Raw genomic sequence first — 15,727 nt, 5'->3', positions numbered from 1 at the left:
GGCATATGACAGTTAAATCCAAGCACGTAAGGATTAAGGGCATCAAGGATGGCCTGGTATTCCTGCTAGACGACAAGTGTCCCTTTGAAGATCTCTTAAGCGAGCTTCGCTACAAGCTGGAGCACAGCCATCAAAATATTCTGACCGGACCGATTGTGCATGTGGATATTAAGCTGGGCAACCGTGCTGTTACTGAAGAAGATAAAGAAGCGGTACTGGAGATCCTCAAGAGTCAGGGAAATCTGTTAATCCGTTCGGTTGAAGCTATTGAAGATCCTGAAGAGAAGGATACGGAAGCCTTGTTCATGATGAGCGGAATGCTCCGCTCGGGCCAGGTGCTGCATCATGAGGGCAATCTGCTGTTCCTTGGCGATGTGAATCCGGGAGGCACGATTACCTGTTCAGGAGATATCTATATTCTTGGAGCACTCAAAGGAATGGCACACGCCGGAATCAACGGTAACCAGGAGGCCATTATTGCCGCTTCTCTCCTAGCGCCTACCCAGCTCCGGATTGCTGAGATTATTAGCAGACCGCCGGATGAATGGGGAACCCGGGAGAGCAGTATGGAATTTGCCTATTTATCAGGCGGTGCTATGCAAATCGACAAAATTCATAATATAGTGAAGTTACGTCAGGATTTAAATGTGTTTAAAGGGGTGTAGCCTCCATGGGAGAAGCGATTGTCGTAACCTCGGGTAAAGGCGGAGTTGGCAAGACAACTACAACAGCCAACATTGGGACCGCACTTGCCCTGCAGGGCAAAAAAGTATGTCTGGTGGACACGGACATTGGACTGCGGAATCTGGATGTTGTCATGGGGCTGGAGAACCGGATTATCTATGATCTGGTCGATGTGGCAGAGGGCCGCTGCCGGCTGAATCAGGCGCTGGTCAAGGACAAGCGCTTCAATGAGCTGTACATGCTGCCCGCTGCCCAGACCAAGGACAAGACTGCAGTTACACCGGAGCAGGTGAAGGATATCATTCTGGAGCTCAAGAAAGAGTACGAATATATTCTGATCGATTGTCCGGCCGGCATTGAGCACGGCTTCCGCAATGCGATTGCCGGTGCCGACAAAGCAATTGTCGTCACCACTCCGGAGCATGCTGCGGTGCGGGATGCGGACCGGATTATCGGTCTTTTGGAGCAGTCATCGGTGGAATCTCCGAAGCTGGTGGTCAACCGGATTCGTCAGACCTTGATCAAGTCAGGGGACATGCTTGATATTGAAGACATTCTGCAGGTGCTTAATATCGATCTGATCGGGATTGTACCCGATGATGAACAGGTCATCCGGGCGGCGAACAACGGCGAGCCCACCGTGATGAACCCGGACTCCTTAGCTGCGATAGCCTACCGTAATATTGCCCGGCGTATTCTTGGCGATGCGGTGCCGCTGATGCAGCTTGATCAGAAGACGGGCGCCTTCAAAAAGTTTAAGAAATTTTTTGGAATGGGCTGAATCCCGGCCACGCACTTATACATGACAATCTTCTGTTAAGAGCCCGCTGCTGAGAAATCACCGGCGGGCTTATTTTTGTTGTGCAGTAACTTGGACAGGGCTTGTTCTAAAGCGGCTTCCGCCACTCATAAAATGGAAGTAAAACAAGCCCGCCGGAGGGATCAATATGAAATACCCGAGAGAGTCCAAGAACCGCCGCAAGAAACGTATACAAAATCTGCTGGAGGAGAAGCCGGCAGCCGGGGCAGCACCAGCATCAGAGCGGTTCCGTCTGCCAGGCAGTCCTCCCTCATTCAGAGAATGGGGGGCTGGGGACAGGAATGAATTTGACTCTTCTCCTGAGCCTGACCCTGAGACGATGTGGAAACAGCAGCGTAATCACTGGGAAGATGGAGATGGCAGGGGACCGGGGCAGGGATTCCGTGCTGGTCTGCTGCGGCGGACGGTGGCCAGTCTGTTGGTCTTCGGCGCTGTATGGGGCATTTTTGCCGTGCAGAAGCCGTGGGCAGTGAAGGCGCAGTACTTTATTACAGACATCCTCAGCAATGATATGGATTTTGCAGCGGCACAGGTGTGGTACGAGGAACATTTCAATGGAGCCCCGTCCTTCATTCCCATTTTCGGAGATGAACAGGTACCAGCGGAGAAGGTGACAGCCGCTCATGAGCTTAGCGCTCCGCTTACAGGAAGCATTGTACGTCCCTTTGCTACTACGCTTAATGGCATTGAAATTATACCGGCAGACGATTCAAGTGCCAGCATCACGGTGAAAAGTGTAGATACGGGCCGTATCCTGGCCGTTTCGAAGGAAGCCCGGGGAGGCATCCGTATTACGGTCCGCCACACCGGGGAGATCACGGCAGAATACGGTCATTTGAGCGGGACACGGCTCGCGGTGGATGACTGGGTACAGAGCGGAGACGAAATAGGCTGGATTCAGGGGATGGAGGATGCCCGGGTCCCGTTGCTATTTTTTGCAGTTATGAAAGACAAGACTTATATTGATCCGGCCGAAGTGGTATCGTTTGATTAGGGTCTGCGGCATTGAATTGTCACTGCATCCGCTCTTCGTGCTGATTCTCATGGTATCCGTGCTTACCGGACAGTTTCTGGAGCTGCTCACCTTGTTCCTGATCGTATTCATTCATGAGCTTGGACATGTATGTGCGGCGCTATTGGCCGGCATTACCGTCAGATCGGTGGAGCTGCTGCCCTTCGGCGGCGTTGCGGTTATAGAGGATCATGGGCGGCTTACGGCTGTCCGTGAGATCGGGATTGCCCTGGCCGGTCCGCTGCAGAACGGAATTATGATTCTGATGGCGCTGGCGCTTAAGCAGGTGGAGTATGGAAATATCGCCTATCTGGATTATTTTATCGGAGCCAATGCAATGATCGCTCTGTTCAATCTGCTCCCGGTGCTTCCGCTGGACGGCGGCAAAATCCTTCAGGCAGCCCTGAGTCTGCTGCTTCCGTATTATTACACGCTGCTGTGGACCGGCAGAGTCAGCATTGCGGCCAGCCTGCTTGTGATAGGTTTCGCTCTGCTTCCGCTTGGGAACGGGGATGGTCTCCGGCTTAACCTCCTCATGATCGGAGCGTTTCTGCTCTATTCTAATTGGACGGACCAGCGCAATTTGCCGTATCGGTTTGTCGGGTTTTTGATGAACCGTGAGCGGATTTATGAGCGGTATCTAGTGGCGGAGAACATTGCCCGCCCAATAGTTGCCTCGCTCGCGAAACCTTTGGATGAGATATTGCGTCTATTTAAACGTAACCATTATCATTATATCTATGTGATGAACAACGATAGGGATATCGTAGCCGTTGTGCCGGAGCAGCGACTGATTGCTTCGTATTTCGGAAAGTAACAAGCGAGATTGATTCAAACCAGAGGTGAAGCCATGAAACAAATGATCGTTCACTGTACACAGCATATTACCCGAATGGCACTTCTGGAGAACGGGAGGCTGGTGGAATATGCGGCTGAACGCGATCAGCAGCAGGGTCTGGTCGGGAGTTATTATAAAGGCCGGGTAATGAATGTGCTGCCTGGTATGCAGGCGGCCTTTGTAGATATCGGACAGAAAAAGAATGCGTTCCTATATGTAGACGATGTATTGCATCCCCATCTGGACAAGCAGCCGGCCGTCAAGCCTTCGATTGAGACGCTGCTGCAGCCCGGTCAGGAGATTGTTGTTCAGGTGAGAAAAGAACCGCGGGGCGGCAAGGGCGCGCGGGTAACCACGCATTATACGCTGCCCGGACGCTGGATGGTGTACATGCCCTTTGCCGAATATGTCGGGGTCTCTAAGAAAATATGCCGGGAATCCGAGCGCAGCCGGCTTAAAGGCATAGGCGAGCGGCTGCGCCAGGGTGAGGAAGGACTCATTATGCGCACCGTCTCCGAGGATGAGCCGGTGGAGGCCGTGGAGGGAGATCTGGCTTTTCTGCGGGCGCAGTGGGAAGTGATTACCCGGCGTTCCAAGGAAGTGGAGGCACCGGCTCTGCTGCACTGTGATCTGAGCATCGTCCAGCGGTTCATCCGGGATGCCTTCAATCCGCAGCGTGATGAGCTGTTGATTGATTCGGCTAAGGCGGTTAAGGAAGCGGAAGCTTTCCTGACGGATATGGCTCCTGAAGGGTACAAGCCTGTGGGATTCTACAGGGGACAGGAGCCCATTTTCTCTGCTTACGGGGTGACGGATCAGTTGCACAAGAGCTTCAGCCGTAAAATCATCCTCGAAGGCGGCGCTACGCTGATCTGGGACGAGACAGAAGCCTTGACTGTGATTGACGTTAACACAGCACAGTACACTGGCGGGACCAACCTTGAAGATACTGTAACACGGACTAACTTGCTGGCTGCGGAGGAGATCGGGCGGCTTGTCCGGCTCCGGGATACGGGCGGTATTATCATTGTTGATTTCATTGATATGGAGCGGGAAGAGCACCGCAGGCAGGTGACGGACAAGCTGGAGAGCATTATCAGCCGGGACCGGACCAAGACGCATATTCTCGGCTGGACCCATCTCGGTCTGCTGGAGATGACCCGTAAGAAGGCCAGACATGATTCCGCCGGATTTGCCCCGGTAATCTGCCAGTGCTGCGGCGGTACAGGCAAGGTTGGGACTTGGCTGGAGTAGGGAAGTGAAGATCGGAGCCAAAGCTCTATTTTTGTGAGGGGATATTGACTTGGGCTGATATGTATGATAATATCTTCAAGTATGTGTTTGGTTGTTCCATTCCTGCACATGCTGTAACCGCTCCGATCGGGTAGATGAAGCGTAATTCCTCCGGGGATTGCCACCTTGACTAGGCGAGTCTGAGACATGAGGAGGTGCAAGTACAATGTATGCAATTATCGAAACTGGCGGTAAACAATACAAAGTCCAAGAGGGCGATGTTTTGTTCATTGAGAAGCTGGAAGCTGAAGACGGCGCAAGCGTAACGTTTGACCGTGTCTTGGCTGTTTCTAACGAAGGTGGTTTGACTGCAGGAACTCCGCTGGTAAGCGGCGCGTCTGTAACAGCCAAAGTCGAGAAGCATGGTAAGGGACATAAGGTTGTAGTTTACAAATACAAACCTAAGAAGAACTACCACAAGAAACAAGGCCATCGTCAACCGTACACCAAAGTAACTATCGAGAAGATTCAAGCGTAAGAAGGTGCGTTAATGATTAACGTGCGGATTACACGGGCTTCTGCTCAGGGTGTCATTGTCGGTTTTGCCGTCAAGGGGCATGCGGAATACGCAAGGAATGGCAGGGATATCGTCTGCGCGGGTGTTTCGACGGTTACCGTTGGAACTGTGAATGCGATTGAGAGCCTGACCGGAGTGGTTCTGGATACTTCGATGAAGGATGGATTCTTAAGCGGAACTCTAGTTCCCGTGAATGATCCCGAAGTTTCCGCCAAGGTACAGCTCTTGCTGGAATCCATGGTGCTGATGCTCAAGGATATTGCTAAATCCTACAGGAAATATATTCAGATACAGGAAGTCATCATTTGAAGAAGGAGGTTGACAACATGTTGAAATTGGATCTTCAATTATTCGCATCGAAAAAAGGTGTTGGTTCCACAAAGAACGGACGTGATTCCCACTCTAAGCGTCTTGGCGTGAAACGGGCTGACGGTCAAGCAGTAACCGGCGGCAACATCTTGGTTCGTCAGCGCGGAACCAAAATCCACCCGGGCACGAACGTGGGCATCGGTAAAGATGACACACTGTTCGCACTTGTGGACGGCGTAGTGAAGTTCGAACGTTGGGGACGCGACCGCAAAAAAGTGAGCGTGTATCCGGTGGATGTCGCTCCGGTAGCAGCGGCACTGGAAGCGTAAGCTTACGGAACCTATGAAGATGAGAAGCCTCCGGCATCAGTGCCGGGGGCTTTTTTTGAAATTGTTTCAGGGTCCACGCAAAGTACCTGAGTAAGCATCGAAGCTTAAGCCTCACTTTGTGGGGGATTCTGGTGATTGCGGAGAAAGCCTGTGTTATACTGGGAAATGGTGAATATGAAGCAAGATAAGCAGTGCTTACATTGGAATCAATTTTGCGAACCAAGGGACGGGGAGAAAGAATGAAATCCTGGAAAAGTAAGGTCTGGGCAGTCATGTTATCCGCAGTGTTTCCTTTAGGTCTCGTGTATTGGCAAACCTCCCTTTTCACATGCCTGCTGCTCGGAGTCTGGGTAGCCGGAGTGCTTGCATTCAGCTTTGTTTACAACCGGCGTCAATATGAAGAGGAACTGCGTATACAGGAGAACACTCTGCAGCAGGCGGCAAACCGGACACTGAATCATCATCGTCATGACTGGATGAATGATCTGCAGGTGCTTTACGGATATATCCAGCTGGGCAAGCCTGATAAATCCGTACAATGTGTGGAAAGAATAAAGGAGCGTATTGCGCTCGACAGCCGTATAGCCAAGTTAGGAGTGCCTTCCTTGGTATTCTATCTGCAATCCTTCCGTACGTTCAGAAGCAGTCTGGAGCTGGACATACAGGTGGAGGAAGGGCTCCAGCTGGAGGACAAGCTGAGTCCTGAGGTAGGGGTTGAGCTGACTTCAGTAATTATGCAGACGGTCAGGGCGTACCAGTACAGCGGAATAACACAGCATGGAGACACGCGGAAGCTTGAGCTCAGCTTTTCACAGGAGGGAAGGGACATTCTGATCTCTTTCAAAGGTGAGGGAGAGCAAGATAATCCCGAACTGCTTCAGGGGCAAATTTATAATATAGTACAAGGAAAAATCATGAAGGCGGAGCAGGTTCAGCCTGCTAAGGGTTATATGGAACTGCGGTTACCGCTGGAGATGTAAGGAAGGTGAACATTTATGTTCGTAGATAAGGCTAAGATTTATGTAAAAGGCGGCGACGGCGGGGATGGTCTCGTAGCGTTTCGCCGTGAGAAGTATGTACCGGATGGCGGTCCAGCCGGTGGTGATGGAGGCCGTGGGGGAGATGTAATCTTCCGTGTAGACGAAGGCCTGCGTACCCTGATGGATTTCCGTTATCAGCGGCACTTCAAGGCCGATAAGGGAATCAAGGGCCGCAACAGGAGTCAGCATGGGGCGAACGCCGAGCATATGATCGTGCGGATTCCACCTGGAACGGTGTTGATTGATGATGATACCCAGGAGATCCTTGCCGACTTAACCCGTCATGGACAACAGGTTGTAGTGGCCCGCGGCGGCCGAGGCGGCCGGGGGAATACCCGGTTTGCGACGGCGAACAATACCGCGCCGGAGCTGGCTGAGAATGGGGAAGAAGGTCAGGAGCGTTACATCGTCATGGAGCTGAAGGTCATGGCCGACGTAGGCCTTGTAGGCTTCCCAAGCGTGGGTAAATCTACACTGCTGTCGGTCGTATCTGCTGCCCAGCCGAAGATCGGAGCGTATCACTTTACCACCATTACCCCGAATCTGGGTGTAGTGGATGTTGGAGACGGCCGCAGCTTTGTAATGGCGGATCTGCCTGGACTGATTGAAGGCGCGAGTGAAGGGGTGGGCCTGGGACATGAATTCCTGCGCCACGTTGAACGCACGCGTATCATCATTCATGTCGTGGATATGTCCGGCTCGGAAGGCCGTGATCCTTTTGAAGACTGGGTACTGATCAACGATGAGCTGAAGCAGTACAATGCGGCGCTGATTGACCGTCCGCAGATCGTGGCGGCGAACAAGATGGATATGCCTGAATCCGAGGAGAACCTGGCTTCCTTCCGTGAGCGTGTCGCGGAGCTTCGTCCGGACCTTGAGATTATGCCGATCTCTTCCCTGACACGTCAGGGCGTTCAGGAGCTGCTCTACCGTGCTACAGATATTCTTGACAGTATTCCTGTGGCTCCGGTGGTTGAAGAAGTCGCTGGCAAAGAGCGCAAGGTGTATAAGCTGGAAGCAGAAGAGGATAACTCATTCACGATTACCCGTGACAACGAGGCGTTTGTAGTCAACAGTCCGCGGATTGAGCGGATGATTAAGAGAATGCAGCTAAGCACACATGATGCCATTCTTAGGCTGGCCCGTACTTTGCGTCACATGGGTGTGGACGCCGAGCTGCGCAGACGCGGCGCTGTCGAAGGCACAATCGTGCGCATTGCTGATTTTGAATTCGAATTTGTCGAGAACAGCAGCTACTATTAATAGAGAAGCAAGTATACCGGCTGTATCTTCCGAGAGGGGGATGCGGCCTTTTTTAATGGGAGTCAGGTGGGCTTCACAGAGGGTTTAGCCATTTATACTAATAAAGTTTTCTTTATATATCTGGATTAATTTACTACAATCATTATATAAGAGATGTTAAGTTGAATCCAAAGGATGTAATCTGCGTATATCATACATACCTGTCAGGAAAGAGGGAATGGACAGATGGCAATTATTGAAGTAGTCAAATATGACGGACCTCCGGGTGTCTTCGCCTGGAAGTATCCGAATCAGGAGCTGGGGACCTGGACACAGCTGATTGTGAATGAATCCCAGGAAGCTATTCTGTTCAAGGGTGGAGAGGCGCTGGATTCCTTCACAGCCGGACGCCATACTTTAAGCACAGCGAATATTCCGATTCTGTCGAATGTGGTGAACCTGCCGTTCGGCGGCAGGTCTCCGTTCACCGCAGAGATATGGTTTGTGAACAAGCTGAACTCCATGAATGTTAAGTGGGGGACCAGTGCACCGCTTCAGCTGCAGGACCCCAAGTACAAGATCATGGTAGCGGTCCGTGCCTTTGGGCAGTTTGGCGTGCGGATCGAAGATCCCCGCAAATTCCTGCTGAAGCTGGTAGGGACGCTGCCAGTCTTTGATCAGGATACAATGATCAATTATTTCCGCGGCCTGTTGATGTCCAATATTAATGAACTTATTTCTTCTTATCTGGTGCACAAAAAAATCAGCATCCTGGAGATCAACGCCTACGTGGTTGAAATCTCCAAGCATATTCAGGGGCGTTTGTCCTCCTCGTTCCTGGATAACGGTATTGAGCTTAATAATTTTTATATTGACTCGATCAATATTCCCGATGATGATCCGGCAACCCGGCGTCTCAAGGAAGCCTTGGCCAAAAAAGCGGAGATGGACATTATCGGCTTCACCTACCAGCAGGAACGGAGCTTCGATGCTATGGAGGAGGCGGCAGGCAATCCGGGCAATGCAGGCGTGGGCATGATGAATGCGGGACTGGGGCTCGGTATGGGCTTTGGGCTGGCCGGACCTGCGGCTGAGATAGCCACCCGGATGACCAGGAGCATGTCCCTGGACGGCAGTACGGGCAGCCAGCCGGCACCTGCTGCTTCTAAATCCTGCTCGGGCTGCGGAACCCTTAATCCGGCAGACGCACGCTTCTGTACCGGCTGCGGCCGCAGTCTGCAGCCCCCGCCGGAGGCGGAGAATAAGGTATGCCATAGCTGCGGCAAGGCAGTCATCCCTGGTGCCAAATTCTGTCCGCATTGCGGAGAAGGCCTGATCCTGAAGTGCGCAGGCTGTGGGCATGAGCTGAAGTCTGGACAGAAATTCTGTCCAGAGTGCGGTACCAGAGCGGCTAACGGGTGAACAGAATGCAGAGGTCATATACAGGTCTTATCACTGGCATTTATGTTGCTATTCTGGCAGTTACTGCGGGTACCTTCTTCACATTTGGATTCATGGAATCGCTGCTGCGCTTCGTAGTGACACTGCTCGCTATATGTATGGCAGAGACTGTGGTTTACGTATATTGCATGCTATGGCTGCGCCGTGCTCCTGAAGCGGGCCGGACTTCACCGGTATTCATCAGCGGAGCTGTAATTATAGCCTTCTATCTGGCTGCGGTACTTGCTTCGGCTATTCTGCTGGACTGGATTCTGGAGCTGAGTCCGCTCTGGTATGCGGGAGAGCAGTTGCTTATCCTCATTATAGCTGCCCTCGTACTTGCAGCTACAGCCGGGTATGGCTGGAATGCGGCCTTCGGGGAGCGTAATGCTGCGGACGCTTCGCGCAGCCTGCGTAGTCACATGCAGGAGCTGCATGAGATCAGAGGGATTGCCGGCAGCTGGAAGCATCCTGAGGCAGGCAGGCTGGTGGAGCTGATTGAGGCTCTGGAGGAGAAATTCCGCTATAGTGACCCGGTATCAAGACCGGGATTGTATGCAACGGAAGACATCATTAGGCAGCAGATCTCTCTGCTGCATGACCATGTAGCTTTGCTGCTTGTCCTGAAGGAGCTGCCAGCCAGCTGGGACACGGAGACAGAGGAATTAACCGAGAGTATTGCCGGCACGCTCCAGCGGCGTAACCTGGAGCTGGCGGGGCTTAAATAGGAGGAGTAGACAGCAATGGGGATAGGGAATCAGCCGGGCGGACTACTGCCGGGCCGGGAAGGGCAGCCCTCTGATAGTCTGCCTAAGTATGAGCGGACCACTTTTGATGTTGTAACTATCGGCGCCGGGTATTTGTTTATGCCGCTCGGACTTGTGCTTGCGCTGATACGCATAATCACGACCCATTACAAAAATTACCGCAAGTCTGTCAATTATAGTCTTTTATTCCATTCATTTGTAGGAGGGTTCCTGCAAATGATGGGAATTGTCGTAATTTCCATCTTCAGTGATGACGCGATGGACACCACCACATTGATATCAGGTTTGATCTTCGTAGGTTTGGTGCTGCTCCTTCCCGCCTCTGCATTCGCTAGAAGCGCAGCCAAAGCCAGATTCCGCTTCTCGCAGCTCGCTAATCAGTATGTACATCTGATCAGGGTGGAGAGAGTCCGCTATACCGGGAATCTGGCGGACCGCACCGGGCAAAGTGAAGGGGATGTGAACAGAGACCTTCTCTATCTACAGAAGTACGGGGTCCTGGACTCCGGGCTTCTCTTCCATGAGGGAGCGGATGCAGCGCCCCAGGCCCAGGCGGGACAGGCAGCCGTATCGCCTTTCACGCCGCCTGCAGGGCAGCCGTCCTATCAGCAGCCTAGAGCGCAGCAGCTTCCGAAATCGGTACGCTGTCCCGGCTGCGGGGCACAGAATACAGTAGCTCCCGACCAGTCCACTAGCTGTGATTACTGCGGGACGACCATTGCTTACGGCTGAACGAGCGCGGCAAATATAACATTTTTTTGATTTCTGCAAGTGAAGGCTGTTCCTCCTAGATTGTAGGGGGGACAGCCTTTTCCGAAATATAAGCATTTATATGTTTCACGCTATAAATGATCTTTCTATTTCTCGCTGAACCGGTACCGTCCTTTTAAAAGGACGGTACCGGTTCCACTTGCTTGTTTGCAGAAAGTTATTGCAATAAAAGCCTTCAATCCCGTATAATGTCCACTATGTACATACAAAAGTCTTTGGGGTGAGGACGTTCGTGAAAGAACGCTATTATTTGGTCCGGGAGGACATATTGCCCGATGCGGTGCTGAAGACCATGCAGGTCAAACAGCTGCTGGAAGCAGGAGATGCCAAAACCGTACACGAGGGCGTGGAACAGGTTGGGCTTAGCCGCAGTGCTTTTTATAAATACAAAGATGGGATACACTTAATTCATCAGCTGGAGCGCGAGCGCATTGTGACGATCTCGATTGATCTGGAGCACGAGTCGGGCATGCTGTCCAAGGTGCTCGGTTCTGTGGCTGTTCACGGGGCGAATGTGCTGACAATCCATCAGAGTATCCCGCTGCAAGGGCGGGCTAACGTGGTGATCTCTGTCGAGATCTCCCATCTGAATGAAGAGCTGGGCGACTTGCTGGACAGTCTCAAGGCAATTCCCGGTGTGAAGCGTGCGTTAATTATTGGTCAGGGGTGAGAATACGAATGAAGCCGGTTAGAGTAGGTCTGCTGGGTCTGGGTACTGTGGGTACGGGCGTTGTCCGTATTGTGGAAGGAAATCAGGAGGATTTGAGCAGCCAGGTGGGCTCGCCGATCCTTATTGAACGTATTGCCGTGAAGAATACAGAGAAGCCGCGTGATATCGAAGTGGATCCGTCCAAGATTACCGATGATCCATGGGCCGTTATCCGTGACCCGGAGATTGATGTGATTGTTGAGGTCATGGGCGGGATCGCAGGCACGAAGGAGTACATTCTGGAGGCACTGGAGCGCGGCAAGCATATCGTAACAGCCAATAAGGACCTGATGGCCCTGCACGGCTCGGAGATTCTGGCGAAGGCGCAGGAGAAGCAATGCGATGTGTTCTATGAGGCAAGTGTGGCGGGAGGTATTCCGATTATCCGCACCCTGATTGAAGGTTTTTCCTCGGATAAGATCATGAAGATTATGGGGATCGTGAACGGGACAACCAACTACATTCTCAGCAAAATGAGCCAGGAAGGTGCGTCTTACCTCGACGTACTGCAGGAAGCGCAGGAGCTGGGGTATGCCGAGTCTGATCCGACCTCCGATGTGGAGGGGCTGGATGCGGCCCGCAAGATGGCCATTCTGGGCACGCTGGGCTTCCGGACCAATGTGGAGCTGAGCGATGTCAGTGTAAGCGGAATTTCCGGCGTCAGCAAGGAGGATATAGCTTTTGCCAAACGGCTGGGGTACGAGATGAAGCTGCTCGGAATCGCTGAACGCCAAGATGAAGCATTCAGCATTAGCGTTCAGCCGACGATGATCCGTACGAACCACCCGATTGCCTCCGTGAACGGCGTGTTTAATGCGGTATATGTATATGGTGAGGCTGTAGGGGAGACGATGTTCTACGGTGCGGGGGCAGGGGCGATGCCTACGGCAACCTCGATTGTGGCGGATCTGGTGGCGGTTATCAAGAATCTGAAGCTGGGTGTCAACGGGCTTAAGCAGATTGTGCCATATAAGCAGAAGAAGCTGAAGAGTGATGAGGATATTTTCTACAAGAACTTCCTCCTCCTGCACGTAGATGACAAGGCCGGTGTGCTGGCGAAGATTACTCAAGTGTTTGCCGAATATGATGTCAGTCTAGATTCCGTAGTGCAGCAGGCCAATACTAATAATCCGGATGCAGAAATCATTATTGTAACGCACAATGCCAGCAAGGCGAGTATGAATAAAGTAATGCGGCATTTAGAGCAATTGAACGTCATTCACCGCATCAAAAGCCATTACCGTGTAGAAGGTTAAATATCGCAGGCGTCCATAGAACATTGGGCTTGCGCGCAAATATAATGAAGGAGATTTACCCGCCATGAGTATTTACGGAAGGTCTAGAGTGAAGGTCCCTGCCAGTACCGCCAATCTCGGTCCGGGCTTCGATACGCTGGGCATGGCTCTGTCGCTGTATGCCTGGATTGAAATGGAGGAAGCGGCTGAAACGGTGTTTCATCTGTATGGAGATGAGATGGCTGGTCTTCCCCGGGACAAAAGCAATCTGCTCTACAAGGTTGCGCAAATGGTCTTTGCAGAGGCCGGGGTTCAGGTTCCGGAGTTGTCCATCTCCATGTATTCGGCAATTCCGCTGACCCGCGGGCTTGGCAGCAGTGCTTCGGCCATTGTTGGCGCGCTGGCTGCGGCGAATGCTATGATAGGTTCACCGCTGAGTCAGGCGAAGCTGTTCGATATGGCTACAGCGATCGAGAAGCATCCCGATAATGTTGGAGCCTCGCTCTTCGGGGGAATTATTACGGCCGTGTGGGACGGCGAGCATGCCGATTATATCCGGATCGAGCCTCCTCGGGAGCTTGAAGTGCTTGTGGTCATCCCTGAATTCGAGCTGGAGACTGTCAAGGCAAGAGGCGTGCTGCCGGCGGAGGTTACAATGAGCGATGCTGTCCACAACATCAGCCGTACCTCACTGCTCACCGCAGCGTTAGCCGCAGGACGGCTGGACCTGATGGGTACAGCGATGCAAGACCGGCTCCATCAGCCCTACCGTGCACCGCTGGTACCGGGGATGGAGAAGCTGCTGGCTGAAGCTCCGGGCCACGGCGCGCTGGGGATTGCGCTTAGCGGTGCAGGCCCGACTCTGTTATGTATGGTGGACCGCAGCGAGCAGCGGAAGCAGGAGCTGGAGCTGTTTTTGACTGAGACCATGCAGGAGAACGGAATCTCTGCCCGTACCGTATGGCTGTCCCCATGCACCACAGGTGTCACGGCAGAGCTGCTTGAAAGAAACGGGATGCAAAACGAATCATTTTTGGATATGATAAAAGGAGAATTACAGTCATGAAATCGATAGCGTTATTGCCTCAGGGCTCCGTCTCGCATGAAGCGCTGCTGCATTTATTTGGCGGTAACCCTGTTCATCTGGAGCATCATAAGCTCATCTCCGATGTCTTTCTGTCCACGGCCGGCGGAGTCACTGATTACAGTGTCATTCCGATTGAGAACACGATAGAAGGCTCGGTCAGCCTGCATATCGACTGGCTCATTAATGAAGTGAACCTGCCAATGCAGGCGGAGTGGATTTTTCCGTCGATACAGAATCTGATCAGCTGTCCGCAGGAATTCACGAAGGAGAACGGGGACAAGGATTATACGAAGATTGTCAAAATCTTGTCCCATCCGGTGGCTATGGCGCAATGCACGCAGTTCATCCGTAAGGCTATGCCCTGGGCTGAGCTGGAGTCTGTGGGAAGCACCTCTGAAGCGGTGGAGATTGTAAAAGGCAATCCCGGCAAAGGCTGGGCTGCTATCGGTACGGCGCTCGGAGCTGCTACACACGGGCTGGAGGTTGTGGAACGCCAGATTACAGATCATAATAACAATTACACGCGGTTTGTCCTGGTGGGCCCGCAGCAACTGGAGCTTCCACAGAAGAGCAGTGGAGACAAGACGAGTATTCTTGTTACGCTGCCCGAGGATTTCCCTGGTGCACTGCATCAGGTGTTGGCTGCTTTTGCCTGGCGTAAGCTGAACTTGTCCCGTATTGAATCACGGCCGACGAAGAAGAAGCTGGGTACTTATTATTTCTATATTGATGTGCTGGAACCGATAGAATCGGTACTCCTCCCGGGTGCGATTGAAGAGATCAAAGCCTTGGGCTGTCAGGTACGGATTCTGGGGTCCTATCCCACATACACCTATGAGGAAGAGAAAGCGGAGGTGCAGTAAGTTCATGGCTGAGCAATGGATCTATCTGGATGGACAACATGTAACGAAGGACAAGGCAATGGTGTCCGTATTCGATCACGGTTTTTTATATGGAGACGGAATCTTTGAAGGTATCCGTATTTATAACGGTAACATCTTCAAGTGCAAGGAGCATCTGGACAGGCTGTATGATTCGGCGAAGTCGATTATGCTGGACATTCCGCTGGCCTATGATGAGATGCTGGAGGCTATGGCCGAGACGATCCGCCTGAACGAAATGCGGGACGGGTACATCCGGCTGATCGTATCACGCGGTCCCGGCAACCTGGGTCTTGATCCGCGCCGTTGTCCCAAAGCAAGTGTAATCATCATTGTTGAGCAGTTAGCCATCTACCCGGAGGAGGCTTATATGAACGGACTTCGTGCCGTTTCGGTCTCCCAGCGCCGCAATCTCCCGGATGCCCTGAATCCGAAGATCAAATCGTTGAACTATTTGAACAATATTCTGGTGAAGATTCAGTCGAATCTGGCGGAAGCCGATGAAGCGATCATGATGAACGCCCAGGGTTATGTAACCGAAGGCTCCGGCGATAATATCTTCATTATCAAAAGAGGGGTAGTCTATACACCGCCTTGTTACCTGGGTGCCCTGGAGGGAATCACCCGTCTGGCGATCATTGAGCTGTGTGAGAAGCTGGGATTGCCGCTTAAGGAAGAGCCGTTCACCATGCATGATGTCTATATTGCCGATGAAGTTTTCTTCACCGGAACAGCGGCTGAAGTTATTGCTGC

General features: G+C 52.4%; 18 protein-coding genes and 1 other annotated feature (1 of these 19 only partly in view). All 18 genes read left to right on the top strand.

Translation table 11 applies throughout. The features are described 5' to 3' along the window. Positions 1-5: 5 nt before the first annotated feature. Positions 6-665, top strand: a complete 660-nt coding sequence (gene minC, locus MKZ07_RS16080; RefSeq protein ID WP_036698972.1) for a septum site-determining protein MinC — start codon at positions 6-8, stop codon at positions 663-665. Positions 666-670: 5 nt separating this feature from the next. Next, positions 671-1,465 carry a septum site-determining protein MinD gene (gene minD / locus MKZ07_RS16075; RefSeq protein WP_036698975.1) on the top strand — a complete coding sequence of 265 codons (795 nt, stop codon included), beginning with the start codon at positions 671-673 and terminating at the stop codon, positions 1,463-1,465. Positions 1,466-1,631: 166 nt separating this feature from the next. Next, a complete protein-coding gene (locus MKZ07_RS16070) occupies positions 1,632-2,498 on the top strand; it encodes a M23 family metallopeptidase (RefSeq protein ID WP_036698977.1) in 867 nt (288 codons plus the stop codon). Next, positions 2,491-3,333, top strand: a complete 843-nt coding sequence (locus tag MKZ07_RS16065) for a M50 family metallopeptidase (RefSeq protein WP_036698979.1) — start codon at positions 2,491-2,493, stop codon at positions 3,331-3,333. The genes MKZ07_RS16070 and MKZ07_RS16065 overlap by 8 nt, the downstream gene beginning before the upstream one ends. Before the next feature lie 33 nt (positions 3,334-3,366). After that, positions 3,367-4,608 carry an Rne/Rng family ribonuclease gene (locus MKZ07_RS16060; protein ID WP_036698981.1) on the top strand — a complete coding sequence of 414 codons (1,242 nt, stop codon included), beginning with the start codon at positions 3,367-3,369 and terminating at the stop codon, positions 4,606-4,608. A gap of 105 nt (positions 4,609-4,713) precedes the next feature. Next, positions 4,714-4,799 (top strand) — a sequence feature (ribosomal protein L21 leader region). A gap of 14 nt (positions 4,800-4,813) precedes the next feature. Then, positions 4,814-5,125 (top strand): 50S ribosomal protein L21, encoded by a 312-nt coding sequence (gene rplU / locus MKZ07_RS16055; protein ID WP_036698983.1) that lies wholly within the window; start codon positions 4,814-4,816, stop codon positions 5,123-5,125. Positions 5,126-5,137: 12 nt separating this feature from the next. Continuing rightward, positions 5,138-5,473: a ribosomal-processing cysteine protease Prp gene (locus tag MKZ07_RS16050; RefSeq protein WP_036698984.1), complete on the top strand. Its 336-nt coding sequence runs from the start codon at positions 5,138-5,140 to the stop codon at positions 5,471-5,473. A gap of 17 nt (positions 5,474-5,490) precedes the next feature. Beyond that, on the top strand, positions 5,491-5,802 hold the full coding sequence (gene rpmA, locus MKZ07_RS16045) for a 50S ribosomal protein L27 (RefSeq protein ID WP_020429282.1): 312 nt from the start codon (positions 5,491-5,493) through the stop codon (positions 5,800-5,802). Between the two features lie 239 nt (positions 5,803-6,041). After that, a complete protein-coding gene (locus tag MKZ07_RS16040) occupies positions 6,042-6,782 on the top strand; it encodes a Spo0B domain-containing protein (protein WP_036698985.1) in 741 nt (246 codons plus the stop codon). A 15-nt stretch (positions 6,783-6,797) separates the two neighbouring features. Then, positions 6,798-8,105, top strand: a complete 1,308-nt coding sequence (obgE, locus tag MKZ07_RS16035) for a GTPase ObgE (protein WP_036698986.1) — start codon at positions 6,798-6,800, stop codon at positions 8,103-8,105. A gap of 225 nt (positions 8,106-8,330) precedes the next feature. Beyond that, positions 8,331-9,506 (top strand): SPFH domain-containing protein, encoded by a 1,176-nt coding sequence (locus MKZ07_RS16030; RefSeq protein WP_036698987.1) that lies wholly within the window; start codon positions 8,331-8,333, stop codon positions 9,504-9,506. Positions 9,507-9,511: 5 nt separating this feature from the next. After that, positions 9,512-10,252: a hypothetical protein gene (locus tag MKZ07_RS16025; protein ID WP_036698988.1), complete on the top strand. Its 741-nt coding sequence runs from the start codon at positions 9,512-9,514 to the stop codon at positions 10,250-10,252. Between the two features lie 15 nt (positions 10,253-10,267). Beyond that, on the top strand, positions 10,268-11,023 hold the full coding sequence (locus tag MKZ07_RS16020; RefSeq protein WP_341026492.1) for a hypothetical protein: 756 nt from the start codon (positions 10,268-10,270) through the stop codon (positions 11,021-11,023). Between the two features lie 271 nt (positions 11,024-11,294). Then, complete coding sequence (locus MKZ07_RS16015) at positions 11,295-11,732, top strand: ACT domain-containing protein (RefSeq protein WP_036698990.1); 438 nt, start codon at positions 11,295-11,297, stop codon at positions 11,730-11,732. An 8-nt stretch (positions 11,733-11,740) separates the two neighbouring features. Further along, positions 11,741-13,027, top strand: a complete 1,287-nt coding sequence (locus tag MKZ07_RS16010; protein WP_036698991.1) for a homoserine dehydrogenase — start codon at positions 11,741-11,743, stop codon at positions 13,025-13,027. A gap of 64 nt (positions 13,028-13,091) precedes the next feature. Beyond that, positions 13,092-14,072, top strand: coding sequence for a homoserine kinase (thrB, locus tag MKZ07_RS16005; protein ID WP_036698992.1), 981 nt, complete (start codon positions 13,092-13,094; stop codon positions 14,070-14,072). Further along, a complete protein-coding gene (pheA, locus tag MKZ07_RS16000; RefSeq protein ID WP_036698994.1) occupies positions 14,069-14,956 on the top strand; it encodes a prephenate dehydratase in 888 nt (295 codons plus the stop codon). The genes thrB and pheA overlap by 4 nt, the downstream gene beginning before the upstream one ends. A gap of 4 nt (positions 14,957-14,960) precedes the next feature. Then, on the top strand, positions 14,961-15,727 hold the 5' portion of the coding sequence (ilvE, locus tag MKZ07_RS15995; RefSeq protein WP_036698996.1) for a branched-chain-amino-acid transaminase. 115 nt of this gene lie beyond the right edge of the window; 767 of the gene's 882 nt are visible here — the first part of the coding sequence; it begins with the start codon at positions 14,961-14,963; its stop codon lies beyond the right edge, outside the window.

This window comes from Paenibacillus sp. FSL P4-0338, assembly GCF_038002365.1.
Classification (GTDB): Bacteria; Bacillota; Bacilli; order Paenibacillales; family Paenibacillaceae; genus Paenibacillus_AQ.
The sequence above is the reverse complement of the archived record's forward strand: the minus strand, read 5'-3'. Positions and strand labels throughout refer to the sequence as shown.

Bases quoted from the DNA above. Each gene is read 5' to 3' on its own strand.
- minD (WP_036698975.1), top strand. From the start codon at position 671: ATGGGAGAAGCGATTGTCGTAACCTCGGGTAAAGGCGGAGTTGGCAAG.
- thrB (WP_036698992.1), top strand. From the start codon at position 13,092: ATGAGTATTTACGGAAGGTCTAGAGTGAAGGTCCCTGCCAGTACCGCC.
- MKZ07_RS16020 (WP_341026492.1), top strand. From the start codon at position 10,268: ATGGGGATAGGGAATCAGCCGGGCGGACTACTGCCGGGCCGGGAAGGG.
- MKZ07_RS16010 (WP_036698991.1), top strand. From the start codon at position 11,741: ATGAAGCCGGTTAGAGTAGGTCTGCTGGGTCTGGGTACTGTGGGTACG.
- MKZ07_RS16025 (WP_036698988.1), top strand. From the start codon at position 9,512: ATGCAGAGGTCATATACAGGTCTTATCACTGGCATTTATGTTGCTATT.
- obgE (WP_036698986.1), top strand. From the start codon at position 6,798: ATGTTCGTAGATAAGGCTAAGATTTATGTAAAAGGCGGCGACGGCGGG.
- rplU (WP_036698983.1), top strand. From the start codon at position 4,814: ATGTATGCAATTATCGAAACTGGCGGTAAACAATACAAAGTCCAAGAG.
- MKZ07_RS16030 (WP_036698987.1), top strand. From the start codon at position 8,331: ATGGCAATTATTGAAGTAGTCAAATATGACGGACCTCCGGGTGTCTTC.
- MKZ07_RS16050 (WP_036698984.1), top strand. From the start codon at position 5,138: ATGATTAACGTGCGGATTACACGGGCTTCTGCTCAGGGTGTCATTGTC.
- pheA (WP_036698994.1), top strand. From the start codon at position 14,069: ATGAAATCGATAGCGTTATTGCCTCAGGGCTCCGTCTCGCATGAAGCG.
- MKZ07_RS16070 (WP_036698977.1), top strand. From the start codon at position 1,632: ATGAAATACCCGAGAGAGTCCAAGAACCGCCGCAAGAAACGTATACAA.
- rpmA (WP_020429282.1), top strand. From the start codon at position 5,491: ATGTTGAAATTGGATCTTCAATTATTCGCATCGAAAAAAGGTGTTGGT.
- minC (WP_036698972.1), top strand. From the start codon at position 6: ATGACAGTTAAATCCAAGCACGTAAGGATTAAGGGCATCAAGGATGGC.
- MKZ07_RS16060 (WP_036698981.1), top strand. From the start codon at position 3,367: ATGAAACAAATGATCGTTCACTGTACACAGCATATTACCCGAATGGCA.
- MKZ07_RS16040 (WP_036698985.1), top strand. From the start codon at position 6,042: ATGAAATCCTGGAAAAGTAAGGTCTGGGCAGTCATGTTATCCGCAGTG.